This window comes from Thermococcus sp. CX2, from assembly GCF_012027555.1.
Taxonomy (GTDB): Archaea; Methanobacteriota_B; Thermococci; order Thermococcales; family Thermococcaceae; genus Thermococcus.
The window spans coordinates 1-12,668 of the sequence record NZ_SNUQ01000004.1; the positions used below are offsets into that span (position 1 = coordinate 1).

13 protein-coding genes are annotated in these 12,668 nt (G+C 53.8%); 6 read left to right on the forward strand and 7 right to left on the reverse strand.

The features are described 5' to 3' along the window. Window positions 1-83: 83 nt before the first annotated feature. Entirely contained in the window at window positions 84-338 is a 255-nt protein-coding gene (locus E3E23_RS08255) for a hypothetical protein (RefSeq protein WP_240920777.1), read from the reverse strand. Window positions 339-461: 123 nt separating this feature from the next. Here E3E23_RS08255 and E3E23_RS08260 point away from each other — a divergent pair, with 123 nt between their 5' ends. From E3E23_RS08260 to E3E23_RS08270, 3 genes are read left to right on the forward strand one after another with little or no spacing between them, the layout of a single operon-like run. Beyond that, entirely contained in the window at window positions 462-1,589 is a 1,128-nt protein-coding gene (locus E3E23_RS08260) for a tyrosine--tRNA ligase (protein WP_167908041.1), read from the forward strand. A gap of 25 nt (window positions 1,590-1,614) precedes the next feature. Beyond that, window positions 1,615-2,079 carry an Lrp/AsnC family transcriptional regulator gene (locus E3E23_RS08265; RefSeq protein WP_167907913.1) on the forward strand — a complete coding sequence of 155 codons (465 nt, stop codon included), beginning with the start codon at window positions 1,615-1,617 and terminating at the stop codon, window positions 2,077-2,079. A 5-nt stretch (window positions 2,080-2,084) separates the two neighbouring features. Next, the gene (locus E3E23_RS08270; protein WP_167907914.1) at window positions 2,085-4,625 is read left to right on the forward strand and encodes a DEAD/DEAH box helicase; all 2,541 of its coding nucleotides are present in this window, start codon (window positions 2,085-2,087) and stop codon (window positions 4,623-4,625) included. A gap of 74 nt (window positions 4,626-4,699) precedes the next feature. Here E3E23_RS08270 and E3E23_RS08275 read toward each other — a convergent pair whose 3' ends face one another. Beyond that, entirely contained in the window at window positions 4,700-5,491 is a 792-nt protein-coding gene (locus E3E23_RS08275; protein WP_167908043.1) for a DUF63 family protein, read from the reverse strand. A gap of 91 nt (window positions 5,492-5,582) precedes the next feature. Between E3E23_RS08275 and E3E23_RS08280 the strand changes: the two genes are divergently transcribed. Further along, window positions 5,583-5,975, forward strand: a complete 393-nt coding sequence (locus E3E23_RS08280) for a hypothetical protein (RefSeq protein WP_167907915.1) — start codon at window positions 5,583-5,585, stop codon at window positions 5,973-5,975. A 60-nt stretch (window positions 5,976-6,035) separates the two neighbouring features. Further along, window positions 6,036-6,671 carry a hypothetical protein gene (locus E3E23_RS08285; protein ID WP_371807536.1) on the forward strand — a complete coding sequence of 212 codons (636 nt, stop codon included), beginning with the start codon at window positions 6,036-6,038 and terminating at the stop codon, window positions 6,669-6,671. Here E3E23_RS08285 and E3E23_RS08290 read toward each other — a convergent pair. Further along, window positions 6,668-7,429: an energy-coupling factor transporter transmembrane protein EcfT gene (locus E3E23_RS08290; protein ID WP_167907916.1), complete on the reverse strand. Its 762-nt coding sequence runs from the start codon at window positions 7,427-7,429 to the stop codon at window positions 6,668-6,670. The two genes, E3E23_RS08285 and E3E23_RS08290, sit on opposite strands and share 4 nt — an antisense overlap. Then, window positions 7,426-8,217 (reverse strand): energy-coupling factor ABC transporter ATP-binding protein, encoded by a 792-nt coding sequence (locus tag E3E23_RS08295; RefSeq protein WP_167907917.1) that lies wholly within the window; start codon window positions 8,215-8,217, stop codon window positions 7,426-7,428. Before E3E23_RS08295 ends, E3E23_RS08290 begins: the two co-directional genes overlap by 4 nt. 47 nt (window positions 8,218-8,264) lie before the next feature. Here E3E23_RS08295 and E3E23_RS08300 point away from each other — a divergent pair, with 47 nt between their 5' ends. After that, the gene (locus E3E23_RS08300; protein WP_167907918.1) at window positions 8,265-8,780 is read left to right on the forward strand and encodes a biotin transporter BioY; all 516 of its coding nucleotides are present in this window, start codon (window positions 8,265-8,267) and stop codon (window positions 8,778-8,780) included. 7 nt (window positions 8,781-8,787) lie between these two features. Here the strand turns inward: E3E23_RS08300 and E3E23_RS08305 are convergent, their stop codons facing one another. The 3 genes from E3E23_RS08305 to E3E23_RS08315 form a co-directional block, all read right to left on the reverse strand. Continuing rightward, window positions 8,788-9,765: a pyrolysin gene (locus E3E23_RS08305; protein WP_240920778.1), complete on the reverse strand. Its 978-nt coding sequence runs from the start codon at window positions 9,763-9,765 to the stop codon at window positions 8,788-8,790. Between the two features lie 181 nt (window positions 9,766-9,946). Then, entirely contained in the window at window positions 9,947-10,537 is a 591-nt protein-coding gene (locus E3E23_RS08310) for a molybdenum cofactor guanylyltransferase (RefSeq protein WP_167908047.1), read from the reverse strand. A gap of 177 nt (window positions 10,538-10,714) precedes the next feature. Next, window positions 10,715-12,610 (reverse strand): S9 family peptidase, encoded by a 1,896-nt coding sequence (locus tag E3E23_RS08315; RefSeq protein WP_167907920.1) that lies wholly within the window; start codon window positions 12,608-12,610, stop codon window positions 10,715-10,717. Between the last annotated feature and the right edge of the window lie 58 nt (window positions 12,611-12,668).

The following is a 12,668-nucleotide window of genomic DNA, read 5'->3' on the forward strand; positions in this document are numbered from 1 at the left end:
GATGGCCTGGATTTCATCCGGGCTGAGAGCCTGGCTTGGCTGGCCGAGGATGAGGAAGTCGATGTCCTTAATAACATCGTAGGTTATTTCGTTGCCAACGTTCTGAATTCCAAGGGTGTCGGCAAGGTCCGGTCGCCAATGTATACCCAGTTAACGTCGCTGATGGTCTTGACCATTCCCTCTGCGATGACGTTGCCGTCCTTGTCGGTCAAAACAGCAAGGCCCTTGTCGCTTTCACCGTGGGAGAGGTCGACTCCAATGGTGGTGGCGCTGGCCATGGCAAATCCAAAAACACCAAAGAAAACAAAAACCGCAAGTATTATTGCAGCCTTCCTCATGGTATCACCGTCGCTTATACTGCACGGAAAGTTATAAATCTTATGAATCCGAACTTTAACAGGCCAGAAAAAGTTCCGTAAAGTCCTTAAAGGCTTAGGATATTCTGGCTTTAGGTGGTGAGCATGGACATAGAGAGGAAGATAGAGCTGATAACCAGGAAGCCCACGGAGGAGCTACTGACCGTTGAGAACCTGAGACACCTTTTGGAGATAGGTGCCCCGATGCAGCACTACATCGGCTTTGAAATAAGCGGTTACATTCACCTGGGAACTGGTTTGATGGCCGGTGCCAAGATAGCAGACCTCCAGAAGGCGGGAATAAAGACGAGGATTTTCCTTGCCGACTGGCACAGCTGGATAAACGACAAGCTCGGCGGTGATTTGGAGGTCATCCAGAAAGTTGCTCTCACCTACTTCAAGGAGGGCATGAAGCAGAGCATAAAGGTCATGGGCGGCGACCCGGACAAGGTCGAGTTCGTGCTGGCGAGTGAAATCCTCGAGAAGGGCGACTACTGGCAGACGGTCATAGACATCTCCAAGAACGTTACCCTAGCGAGGATGATGCGCTCCATAACTATTATGGGCCGCCAGATGGGAGAGGGCATAGACTTCGCAAAGCTCATCTACCCGGCTATGCAGGTCGCTGATATCTTCTACCAGGGTGTTACCATAGCGCACGCCGGAATGGACCAGAGGAAAGCCCACGTCATAGCTATAGAGGTAGCCCAAAAGCTCAAGTACCACGCGATAGAGCACAACGGCGAGAAGCTGAAGCCCGTTGCTCTTCACCACCACCTCCTGCTCGGCCTTCAGGAGCCGCCGGTGTGGCCGATAGAGAGCGAGGAGCAGTTCAAGGAGCTCAAGACCCAGATGAAGATGAGCAAGAGCAAGCCTTATTCGGCCGTCTTCATCCACGACACCCCAGAGGAGATTAAGCAGAAGCTCAGGAAGGCTTTCTGCCCGGCCAAGGAGGTCAAGTACAACCCCGTTCTCGACTGGGCTGAGTACATCATCTTCCGCGAGGAGCCAACGGAGTTCACAATCCACAGGCCGGCCAAGTTCGGCGGCGACGTTACCTACACGACCTTCGAGGAGCTCAAGAGGGACTTCGCGGAAGGAAAGCTCCACCCGCTCGACCTCAAGAACGCGGTGGCTGAGTACCTCATTGAGCTGCTCAAGCCGGTCAGAGACTACTTCGAAAAGCACCCAGAGCCGCTCGAGCTCATGAGGGAGATAAAGATTACCCGCTGATTCTATTTTTCTTTTGGTGAGCGACATGCCAGGGATAGACGAGAAGGACAAAGAAATCCTCAGAATCCTGAGGGAGAACGGGAGGATTACCCTCACCGAGCTGGGTAAGCGAGTTAAACTCTCTCCCGCGAGCGTGAAGAACAGGCTGGAGAAGCTGGAGAAGCTGGGAGCAATAAAGGGCTACTCGGCCGTAATCGACCCGGCTTTTCTGGACGAGTTCGTCCGGGCTTTCTTTGAGCTCAGATTGGCCATCGACGACGGGAGCGTTGATGCAATTCTCTCCAGAATAGCTAAGCTCGACAATGTCTGCGCCGTTTACAGGCGAAGCGGCGAGAACCAGATACTAATACAGGCGAACTTCCATAACACGGACGAAGTTAAGGACTTCGCAGGGCTGTTGAAGAGGAAGTACTTTGGGAAAAACCTCGAGAGGATTGAGATAACTCTGATCATCGACACCTTCAAGGAGAACTGGGTAACCCTCAGGTGATTCTCATGCTCTTCGTTCTTCGTCCAGGGAGAAAAAAGAACGAATTAGAGGCGTTTTTCATCGAGAACGAACCTGAAAAACTATCCCAGATGAGGAACCTCAAGGCCGATAAAATCTACCGCTTCATAATGCGCGACGGGAGACTCTTCAAGGTTCTGGAGGGCAGCCAGTACAGGAATCCGAAGGAGATTGAAAAAGCCCTGAGAACAGCGAGGATAGTCCTCGTCAACGCCGACGAGTGGGAGGACTACTTCAAAAGGAGACTCCAGAACAAACGCGTTGAGAGGGCCGAGCTGTGCCGTTTATGCCTCCTCGAGGGTAAAATCACCGTTTTGACCGAAGGCAACAGGATAAAATACCACAGCGAGTACATCTGCGAGCGCTGCGCCGAGGACGAGCTGAAGAGAGAGCTCCGTTTCAGGTTCAACAGCGTAGCCATGTTCGACCAGGCGAAGAAGCTTCTCGAACGCTTTAGGGATCTTGACAAGGTTCTCTACGCCTTCGATCCCCGCTTCGACCCGACTAAACACCCGGAGGTCACGAAGTGGGACGAGCTCAAGGCCAAGCACGTGAAGGTTGAGAGGCTCAAGCTCGAGGAGCTCCCCCTCCCGGAGAAGTTTAAGGATGTCCTCAAGAGCGAGGGCGTCAACGAGCTCCTTCCCGTTCAGAGCTTGGCCATAAAGCACGGCCTTCTGGAAGGTGAGAGCTTACTTGTGGTTTCCGCCACGGCGAGCGGGAAGACACTCATAGGCGAGCTGGCGGGCGTTCCCAAGGCGATGGAAGGTAGAAAGATGCTCTTCCTCGTCCCTCTTGTCGCCTTGGCCAATCAGAAGTATGAAGATTTTAAGAGGCGCTACTCAAAGCTCGGCCTTCGCGTGGCGATAAGGGTTGGCATGAGCAGGATTAAAACGAAGGACGAGCTTGTAGTTGTAGATACGGGCATCGATGCCGACATAATAGTCGGAACCTACGAGGGAATTGACTACCTCCTGAGGGCGGGGAGAAAGATTGGCAACGTGGGAACCATTGTCATAGATGAGATACACACCCTCGACGACGAAGAGCGCGGGCCGAGGCTGGATGGGTTAATAGCCCGCTTGAGGAAGCTCTACCCCAACGCCCAGTTCATCGGCCTGAGCGCGACGGTCGGAAACCCCGGTGAGCTTGCCAAGGAGCTCGGGCTTAAGTTGGTTCTCTACGACGAAAGGCCCGTCGATTTGGAAAGGCACATAGTCATTGTCAGAAGCGAAGGTGAGAAGTGGAGGCACATAGCGAATCTCTGCCGTGCTGAGGCGAGTAGAAAGTCGCGGCAGGGCTACAAGGGTCAGAGCATAGTCTTCACCTTCTCGCGCAAGAGGACGCATGAGCTTGCCGCATACCTCACGAGCAAAGGCCTAAAGGCCAAGCCCTACCACTCCGGCCTACCTTACAGACAGAGAAAGCTCACCGAGATGGAGTTCCAGGCTCAGATGCTCGACGTTGTAGTTACCACAGCCGCCCTCGGAGCGGGCGTTGACTTCCCGGCTTCGCAGGTCATCTTTGAGAGCCTCGCCATGGGCAACAAGTGGCTTACCGTTAGGGAGTTCCACCAGATGCTCGGCCGCGCTGGAAGGCCGCTCTACCACGAGAAGGGCAAGGTCTACCTCATAGTCGAGCCGGGGAGGAAGTACTCGGCCCAGATGGAAGGCTCGGAAGACGAGGTTGCGTTCAAGCTGCTCACCGCTCCAATTGAGCCCGTCATCGTTGAGTGGAGCGACGAGCTCGAACAGGACAACGTTCTCGCCCACGCCTGCGTCTTCAATCGTCTCGACGTCATCGAGGACGTGCAAAGTAAATGCCTCGGCGCGAATCAGAGTGCAGGAAAAGTCCTGGAAAAGTTAGAGGAACTCGACTTCGTCAGGCTTAAGGGCAGTCTCGTCGAGGTAACGCCCTACGGAAGGGCAGTAAGCATGAGCTTCCTCCTGCCTAAGGAGGCGAGCTTCATAAGGGAGAGCCTCGGAAAGAAGCCATCAAGGTGGATAGCAATCAAGCTCTTCCCCTTCGAGAACCTCTATCTGAGCGGGACCCTCCAGAGGGAGCTTGAAGGCGCCGTGAGGGGAAGGCTGAGCGCCAACGTCTTCTCACCGAGCTTCGCGTCGATCCTGGAAGAGCTCGATAAAGTTATCCCAGAACTCAGCCCGAACGCGGCAGAGAGGCTCTTCACGATCTACCAGGAGTTCTTTATGTGCCCCGAGGATGACTGCACCGACTACGCCATGGAGCGCGTGAGCAATCTGATAATCGAGCTCAGGCGCCAAGGAAAGCACCCCACTCAGATAGCTGACCACTTCAGAAAGGTCTACGGGCTGATCGTTTATCCCGGCGACGTCTTCACGTGGTTGGACGGCATAATCAGGAAGCTAGAGGCAATTGAGAGAATCGCGAGGGTCTTCCGCGTCAGGGAGGCGGAGAACGAGGCGAAGGTTCTGAGAAGGGAGATTGAAGAGGGAAGAACGCTCAGTAGAGAAGGCCAAAGGGGAAGAGGGGAACACGGTTATCGCCGGTGACTGCCCTTAAGGATAACCGTTCTCCTTTTTTTGACTTCAGCTTTCTGCAAAGATAAAACCGGGAGATCCAGAGCTCAGCCTATCTGCAGCACTAGCTGAGCCGGATCCCTTATGGCTGGGCCGAGGCCGAGGATGTAGATGGCCAGGTACCAGAAGTAGCGCTCCTCCTCGTCTGGGACTAGGTATTTAAGGCCGTAGTAGACGATGACCAGGATGAAGGTTATCCACGGGTAGTAGAAGTATGCCCCCAAGTGGGTGACTAGGATATTCTCCAGCCAGTGGACTTCCCTGTATCCGTAGAAGTGAATCGCCACCACCGTCGAGGCTATGTCGAAGTAATGGGCTAAGACTGGGTAGAGGTAGAGCCTCTCGAAGGGCCTCCAGCGGTAGAAGGCAAAAACCGCGAGGAAGCTCACCGCCGTGTGAATCAGCGTCAGCTCGTAGGGTTCCCAGCTCTTGGCGTTGGTGACGAGAAGGTAGTTGGCCCACAGCGCTAAAGCCGTCCCCCAGGCAACGGTTATCTTGGGGTACGTCTTGAGCTTTGCATCGGCTATGAGAGCTGGAACTATGAGAACGAAGGCTGTGAAGAATATTCCGGGCGTCAGAATGAGTGGATTCTTGGGAAGGACGCCTCCATCGACCAGCGCCCTGACGGTTGCGCCAAAAACTACCATCGGCGTTACGGCCAGGAAAAGCCTCTCATCGACCTTGATTTTGAGGGGCTTGATTATATACCTATATGAATATATGATTCCGAAGCCGAGCAGAAGGGCATATACGAGGGTGTTGTATGGGTTGTAACCGCTCCTCGTGTACATCGGTTCGATGAAGTACTGGTTTATAAAACTCCACAGGGACTCCAGCATTTTCTCCACCGACTGGAATAACTCCTTCGACTTAAAGGCCTTTTGGGAAGGTTAATAAGTTGGGAGTTAATTTTTCATCGGAGGTGAAAGAATGCCCTACGGGCATGGATTTGTATATGGACTCGGGGCTGTGTATTTCCTCGGTTTCCTGCTCTCCCTGTTCATAGCAGGGTTCTTTCTGTCGCTAGCGGCCCATCTGGTCGGGATAAAAGAGGCCTCAACGCTTAAGGCGATGCTGGCAATAGTTGGCGGCGGAATCGTTGGAGCGGTTGCGTACGCCCTGGTTGCAGTGCTGCTTATCTGGATAGCCCCCATGAATGTCCTTCTCGCGGTAGTGGTATTTATCTTGGCCTATGTGTGGGTCATCAAGACGATTTTCAACACCGACTGGATCAGGGCGTTTCTAGCCTGGATTCTGGCGGCGATAATAGAGGTAGTGGTGGTAGGGCTCCTCGTGCTTCTCGGTCTGGTTGCCCTGGCATGACCCTCTGACTCTCATTATTTTCGGAAAGGTATAAATATCCCGGGCACGCTATACTACGTGATGCCTATGTTCTTCCAACCGGCCGAGGTTCAATTGAGGGAGATAAAGCCCTTCGAGGAGTTTCCCCTCGGGTTCGGCGAGGGGAGCCTAGCCGGGGTAATCTCCACTGACGAACTTGCCAGCACGGTTTTTCTGTACCACCTGGTGGCGAATGCCCTGTCTGAAGGGCCCGTTTATCACGTAGGACCCGGCAGCTCCTTCTCGGTTAAGCTCCTGAAGCGCCTCACCGAGGACGTCTCGAACCTCTACCTCGGCAACGTCTACTCAATGGACGAGCTTCTTCAGGCTTTGAATCTCGTTGAAGATAACTCCCTCGTGGTCGTTTCCCTCTTTCCAACGCTCCTTAACAGAACGGCCGAGAATATTGTGGAGCTAAGAAAGGTCGTCGATAGGAAGGGTCTGATGCTCGTACTGACACATACAACGATTGAGCTGAACGAACTCGACTTACCCGGCGAATTCCGAGAACTCTACACACTCCCAGAGCTTTTCGAAAGCCTGCTCGTTCTCAGAACGAACTCCTACCGCGGCCATTACCGGCTGAACATGACCGTCCTCAAAGCTCCGGCCGAGTTCGTTTCGAGCATCGGAGATCATTCCATACCGATTGACTCACTCGTCAAACCACTCCTCTAACCGTATATCCTTATGTGGCCGAGGCCAAGACCGTACCTGACGTAGAGCGCCAGCGCAAAGAGGAGCAGAACGGCCAGGGTGGCTGCATAGTCCCTCCCACTCATCCTGATGTCGTATAGGAACGTTCTCTTCTTGCTCGCACCCAGAGCGCGGCTCTCGAGGGCTATGCTCAGTTCGTGGGCGGTCTTGAGTGAGGAAACCAGGAGTGGAATCAGGACAACGGTCATCCTCTTCGTTCTGACTATGAAGTTGCCCTTCTCCATTTCCCAGCCGCGTGCCATTTGGGCGTCCATTATGTTCCTCGTCAGCAGGTAGAGGGTCGGAATGTAGCGGAGGGCTATCGAGATCGTCAGCCCGAACTCATAGGGCATGCCCAAGCGAACGAATCCAAGAATAAGGTCTCTCTGGGGCGTCGTCATCAGCAGGATGAAGGTCAGTAGGCCGAAGGTGAGCAGCCTGAAGGAGAAGGAGGTTCCGAGGAGGAAGCCCATAAGTCTGGGTCTGTAGATTATCGGCCATACGATTATCGTTATCGTAACGATTGGCAGGAGGGGCTTCAGAAGGCGGAGCTGTTCTTTTATTTCAATCCCTCCAAGCAGGCGGCCGTAGAGGAGAGTGGCGAAGAACAGCGGGATGAGGAAGTAGGGGTCGTTGAAAAGCATTATGACAGCTATCCCAACTATCGTGCCAATTATCTTGACGCGCGGGTCGAGGCGGTGCAGGAGAGAAGTCCCCTCGCGGTAGAATGAGTACATCATACCCCATCACCCACTATGGCTCTCACGAGATCGCTGACGCTTTTGACGAACCCCACTCCGAGCCGCTCACTTACCCTCAGCAGTTCGGGCTTCTCGAGCCCGTAATCGTGCAGGGGCAGGGAGAAGAACTCTTCTACTGAACCATCAAAAACCTTCCTTCCATCATTAAGAAGCACTACCCTCTCGGCAAGCTCTAAAACTAGCTCCATGTCGTGAGTTATGAGAAGAATTCCATGCCCCTCCTCCCTGAGCTTTTTTATGACCTTAACCACGCTCCGCGAGCTCCTCGCGTCCAGACCGGTCGTCGGCTCGTCGAGGATGAGGTACTTCGGCTTCATCGCCAGAACACAGGCTATGGCCAGGCGCTGCTTCTCACCGCCGCTCAGGGAATAGGGCGTCCTGTCGTCGTATCCCTGGAGATTGACGGACTCCAGTGCCCACCTCACCCGCTCTTCCACCTCGCTCTCACTCATGCCGAGGTTCTTCGGCCCGAAGGCAACCTCCTTGAACACGTTCTCCTCGAAGAACATGTGCTCCGGATTCTGGAAGACGTAGCCAACGACCATGGACAGCTCCGCGACCGTATGTTCAGTTGTCCTCATGCCATCTACGAGAACCTCTCCCTTGGTCGGCTTCAGGAGGCCGTTCAGGTGTTTGGCAAGGGTTGTCTTTCCGGACCCGTTGGGACCTACTAATGCCACTATCTCCTCGCCCATCTTGAAGTCTATGCCCCTCAGCGCTTCCTTTTTGTTCTCGTAGATATGCCAAAGATTTTTAACTTCAATCATCGGGGAATTTTCAAGTTTCGAGTTTAAAAGCTTTCCAAGGTGGTAGCATGAGGGCTAAGGAGGTTGCCTTTGCTGGACTCTTCGCAGCCTTAACTGCGGTTGGCGCCCAGATAAGCATTCCCATTGGTCCCGTCCCAGTGACGCTTCAGGTGCTCTTCGTACTCATGAGCGGGCTGATTCTGGGGGCGAGGCTTGGATTACTGAGCCAGCTGGTCTACGTTGTCATGGGGGCAGTGGGTCTCCCAGTGTTCGCCAACTTCCATGGCGGCTTTGCAGTTATCTACGGCCCGACTGGCGGCTACATAGTAGCGTTTCCCATAGCGGCTTATCTTGCCGGGCTGTTCACAGAGAGGCTTGGCAGAAGGGGAATGCTCATCGGCTCCATCCTGGGGGTTGGGGTTATATACCTCCTTGGCTGGCTGAGGCTCGGCCTCTTCATGGGAGGAGACTTCGAAAAGGCCTTCCTCCTCGGCGTTGTCCCGTTCCTGCCCGTTGATGCAGTTAAAGCCGTCGTTGCCATTGTGATAGCGGACAGGGTCAGGAAAGCAGTGGAAATAGGGTGAAAAGAAATCACCAGTCTTCCATTGCTTCTTTCAATATTCCAACTGCCTGCTTCTGGTGCAGCGCGGCCTTCCTTAGGTCTATGAAGATGTAAATTCTGGGGAAGTTCGCAACAACGAGACCGTATCTGCTTGCGTTCGCATAGTAAGCCGCCGCGGTGTCGTTCTGAGTCATCGCGAGCCCGAGCGTTTCGTTGTCCATCCCTCCGGCCACGGCCTCCCTGTACATCGTGTTGAACTTCTCAAGCGCCCGCCTATACTGGATGTAGTAGTAGAAGTTGAATGTCATGAAGTCTATTCCTCCAACAATAACGGGAGCAACTGGCACGAATTGGGAGTAGCCCAAGTTGTTCCTGAGCATTTCCCTGAAGAATGCCTCCCACTCCGGACCTTTCCTTGCGACGCTGTACTCTATGGTTAGTCCAGTAACGAAGACCCTGCCGTTTCCCAGCGAATAGATCGCTGTGCTCGGTTTGTTGTAATCGGGGGTTCCCGAGGGTGCCTGAACTGTAATTATTTCCGCGTTAGCTGGCAGGTTGATGAAGTAGCCGTGGCTTGCGTAGCTGCTCACCAGCGTCGTGCCGTTGGCTATAAAGTAATCGTAACTTGAGTAGCTCTGCACTATCTCCGCTCCTCCAGGTAGGGGTGTTGTCCATACCCCTCCATGCCATCCCCAGTTGGCGGCGTGTATCTCGAGGGTTCTTCCCGCCCTCACGTACTCATCGAGCTTGTCCATCTGAGTACCGAGGTCGTCGTAGAATTCCTGGGGCTGGTCGCTGATGATGATTATCATGTCGTAGGTCTCAATCAGCTCTTGAGCCGTCCTGTTCTTTAGCTCTCCAGATGTCATAACTTCGTAGGGTATCCCCATATCGCTTAGGGTGTTTTCCACAGTGGGGGAATTCCAGGCGTCTACGTTTTTCAGAATCAGAACATTGTAGCCGCTCATGGGCCCAGCAGAAACAATACCTGGGCTAAATACGGCCATCACACTAAATAGAATTAGCAGCGATATTGCTGCGCTTAAGAGTTTTTTCATAATTATCTCTCCTTTATGGTCCGAACCGAGCAGAAGAACTTTTGGGAACTCCCACCCTACTATATTATAATCCCCGCTACTATTTAAGGATTTTTACAAAAATTTGGAAAAATTTCCGGCAAATCTGGGCTCAGAGCTTCCTCAGCGTCTCCTCTGCAAAGCGGACGTCGAACTGGTTTCTGACTTTAAAAAAGCTCAAAGTCACCTTCGCGTTCCGTTTGGCGAGTTCCTCAATCGAAACCGGCTCGTAGTCGAGGAACTCCGTAACCCTGCTCAGGCTTTTGTATCCCTCGGCAATCGCGGCTTCAACGGCATCTCTGAGGGCGTCGGCTTCATAGACGGCGTGCGTTACCTCTGCCGTCCCGTCCCTCCAGACCGGAATGAGTGCCTCAGGCCCGTCCTCGTAGAACAGGCCTGTCAGATAGTTCACCAGGAAGGGCATTATCAGAGGCATGTTGCCCTCGACCAAGAAGATTGGCTCTCCAGATGGAAGGGCGTTTAGGAGGGCTTCAAGCTTGTTTCTTCCTTTGACCGGCAGCGGGTTGCTCACGTGGAGCGAGTACGTTTTCAGTTTATCCTTCCGCACTATCGTGATGACATCGTCGATGCGCTTGCTCAGCAAAAGCCTACGCTCGGTGAGCTTAACTACCGGCTCGTCGTTTATCGGTATTGTGTAGTTCTCCCAGCGCTTTTCCGGGTAAGCTAAGATGTATGCCTTCATGGGCTTGCCTTTCAGCAGGGGCTTTAAAAACCCCACGGCGGTGGACGGCAGGAGATAAAGAACGTCTATCCGGAGCACATCGAGGAGGCTGAGAGGGTGCTGGACTATACGCTGTGAGATTTACTTCGTCGATTTTCGTTTTTATGTTTTCAACCAAGGAAAAGGAGAGAGAAGAGCTTACTCTTTAAGCCACCTCTCCATCCATCCGGCTATGAGCTCCAGCCTCCTAACGCGGTGCTTCGGCTTTCCGCCCCTGCTTAAGTCGTGGTTCTCTCCCGGGAATATCGCGAGCTCCACCGTCTTGCCGAGATACCTCAGCGCGGTGAAGAACTGGAGCGCCTCCGGCAGCCAGCAGCGGTAGTCCTCCGTCGAGTGGATTATGAGGAGCGGCGTCTCAACGTTGGGAGCGTACTTCAGCGGGCTCTTCTCCCAGTAGCCGTCGAGGTTGCTCCAGGGGTCGCCGCCTATCTGGTCCGGGGCGAAGAAGTAGCCGATGTCCGTCGTTCCGAAGAAGCTCACCCAGTTCGAGATGGAGCGCTGAGTAACTGCCGCCTTGAAGCGCTTCGTGTGGCCGACTATCCAGTTTGTCATGAAGCCGCCGTAGGAGCCGCCGGTGACGCCTATCCTCTCGGGGTCAATGAAGTCAAAGCGCTTTATGGCTTCGTCAACGACCTCCATGATGTCCTGATAATCGCGCTCTCCGTAGTGCTCCCTTATGTCGGCAAACTCTTCGCCGTAGCCGTCGCTTCCCCTCGGGTTGCTGAAGATCACGACGAAGCCCTTGGTCGTCAAAACGTGGAACTCGTGCATGAAGGAATAGCCGTAAGCCGTCTTCGGCCCGCCGTGGATTTCAAGCACGGCTGGATACTTTTTGCCGGGCTCAAAATCAACGGGCTTCATTATCCATGCGTCTATCTCAACGCCGTCGCTGGCCTTAACTTTGAAGTGCTCGGGCTTCGAGAGCTTGTAGTCCTTAATCCAGCCGTTGAAGTCGGTTAGCTTCTTCTCCTTCCCGTCCCTGAATATGTAGAGCTCCGTTGGAGTTACCGCATCCTGGGCGGTGAAGGCTATGTAATCTCCCACCGCGAAGCTCTCGATGCTCCTGTCGCCGCCGATGACTCTCTCAATCTTGCCCTCAAGGTTCACGCGGAAGAGATTAGCCCTCGGCCCATCAGTGGCAACGTAATAGATCCAGCCGTCTTTGAAAACCAGCTCAGCTCTCTGAGCACCGCGAACGTCGCAGTTGAGAGAGTTGTAGGCCGAGCGGTCAAGATCTTCGGTGAGCTTCCTCAGCTCTCCGGTTTCGGGATTGTAGTGGTAGATGTGGGTGTTCGTGGCGAAGCCCCTTTCAAGGGTGCTGGCCTTGAGGATGAACGTTCCGTCGTCGAGCGGGATGAAGTCGCTGATGCTCCACTTTCCGGGCGTCAGCTTCCTTGCTTTCCTGCCCTCAAGGACGTAGAGGTCGCTCACCTTCGGGTTCTTTTCCCTGTCCTCCTGGGCGATGAAGTAGAGCTTCCCTTTGTGGAAGCGTATAGTCCCAACGTCGAGTTCCTTGGGAGTTAGGCGCTTCTTTTTGCCGCTCTCGATATCAACGAGGTAAACGACGCTCCTCCTTCCGTAGACCCAGCCGACGCCATTGAACCAGTACGGAATCTCCTTGATGACGTGGACGTCATCTTTGGGCTTCTTCTCGATGTCTATCGGCGTTACAACTGCTATTGAGCTGCCGTCTTCTGTAAAGCGGAGGGCCTTAATGCCATACTTGAACTTCGCTAGGAGCCTCGCCTCGCCGCCGTCGGTCGGGATTATGTATAGTTCTGCCTCCTCGCTCTCCTTATCGCGTTTCGATGTGAATGCGATGAGTTTTCCGTTCGGTGAAAAGCGCGGGTTCGAGTCTTTGTTTCCAGAGGTGAAGGGCTTAACCTTCCTTCCGTCGTAGAGGTAGAGCCTTGAGAAGTAGTCGTCCTTTTTGAGGTTTATCTCCGTGACCTGGAAGACGAGCTTCCTGCCAAAGGCGTCGATGTTGCCGACGAGCTTGAACTTTCCGAGGTCTTTAATCTCAAGCCCCTTCATGGAACCACCGATGGATTTGAGTTCTTTTCGTATAAAAGCTTAGCGTTTCGATAGGTAT

Coding starts and splice junctions, on each gene's coding strand:
- E3E23_RS08255 (WP_240920777.1), bottom strand. CDS start 338: ATGAGGAAGGCTGCAATAATACTTGCGGTTTTTGTTTTCTTTGGTGTT.
- E3E23_RS08260 (WP_167908041.1), top strand. CDS start 462: ATGGACATAGAGAGGAAGATAGAGCTGATAACCAGGAAGCCCACGGAG.
- E3E23_RS08265 (WP_167907913.1), top strand. CDS start 1,615: ATGCCAGGGATAGACGAGAAGGACAAAGAAATCCTCAGAATCCTGAGG.
- E3E23_RS08270 (WP_167907914.1), top strand. CDS start 2,085: ATGCTCTTCGTTCTTCGTCCAGGGAGAAAAAAGAACGAATTAGAGGCG.
- E3E23_RS08275 (WP_167908043.1), bottom strand. CDS start 5,491: ATGCTGGAGTCCCTGTGGAGTTTTATAAACCAGTACTTCATCGAACCG.
- E3E23_RS08280 (WP_167907915.1), top strand. CDS start 5,583: ATGCCCTACGGGCATGGATTTGTATATGGACTCGGGGCTGTGTATTTC.
- E3E23_RS08285 (WP_371807536.1), top strand. CDS start 6,036: ATGCCTATGTTCTTCCAACCGGCCGAGGTTCAATTGAGGGAGATAAAG.
- E3E23_RS08290 (WP_167907916.1), bottom strand. CDS start 7,429: ATGATGTACTCATTCTACCGCGAGGGGACTTCTCTCCTGCACCGCCTC.
- E3E23_RS08295 (WP_167907917.1), bottom strand. CDS start 8,217: ATGATTGAAGTTAAAAATCTTTGGCATATCTACGAGAACAAAAAGGAA.
- E3E23_RS08300 (WP_167907918.1), top strand. CDS start 8,265: ATGAGGGCTAAGGAGGTTGCCTTTGCTGGACTCTTCGCAGCCTTAACT.
- E3E23_RS08305 (WP_240920778.1), bottom strand. CDS start 9,765: ATGGCCGTATTTAGCCCAGGTATTGTTTCTGCTGGGCCCATGAGCGGC.
- E3E23_RS08310 (WP_167908047.1), bottom strand. CDS start 10,537: ATGAAGGCATACATCTTAGCTTACCCGGAAAAGCGCTGGGAGAACTAC.
- E3E23_RS08315 (WP_167907920.1), bottom strand. CDS start 12,610: ATGAAGGGGCTTGAGATTAAAGACCTCGGAAAGTTCAAGCTCGTCGGC.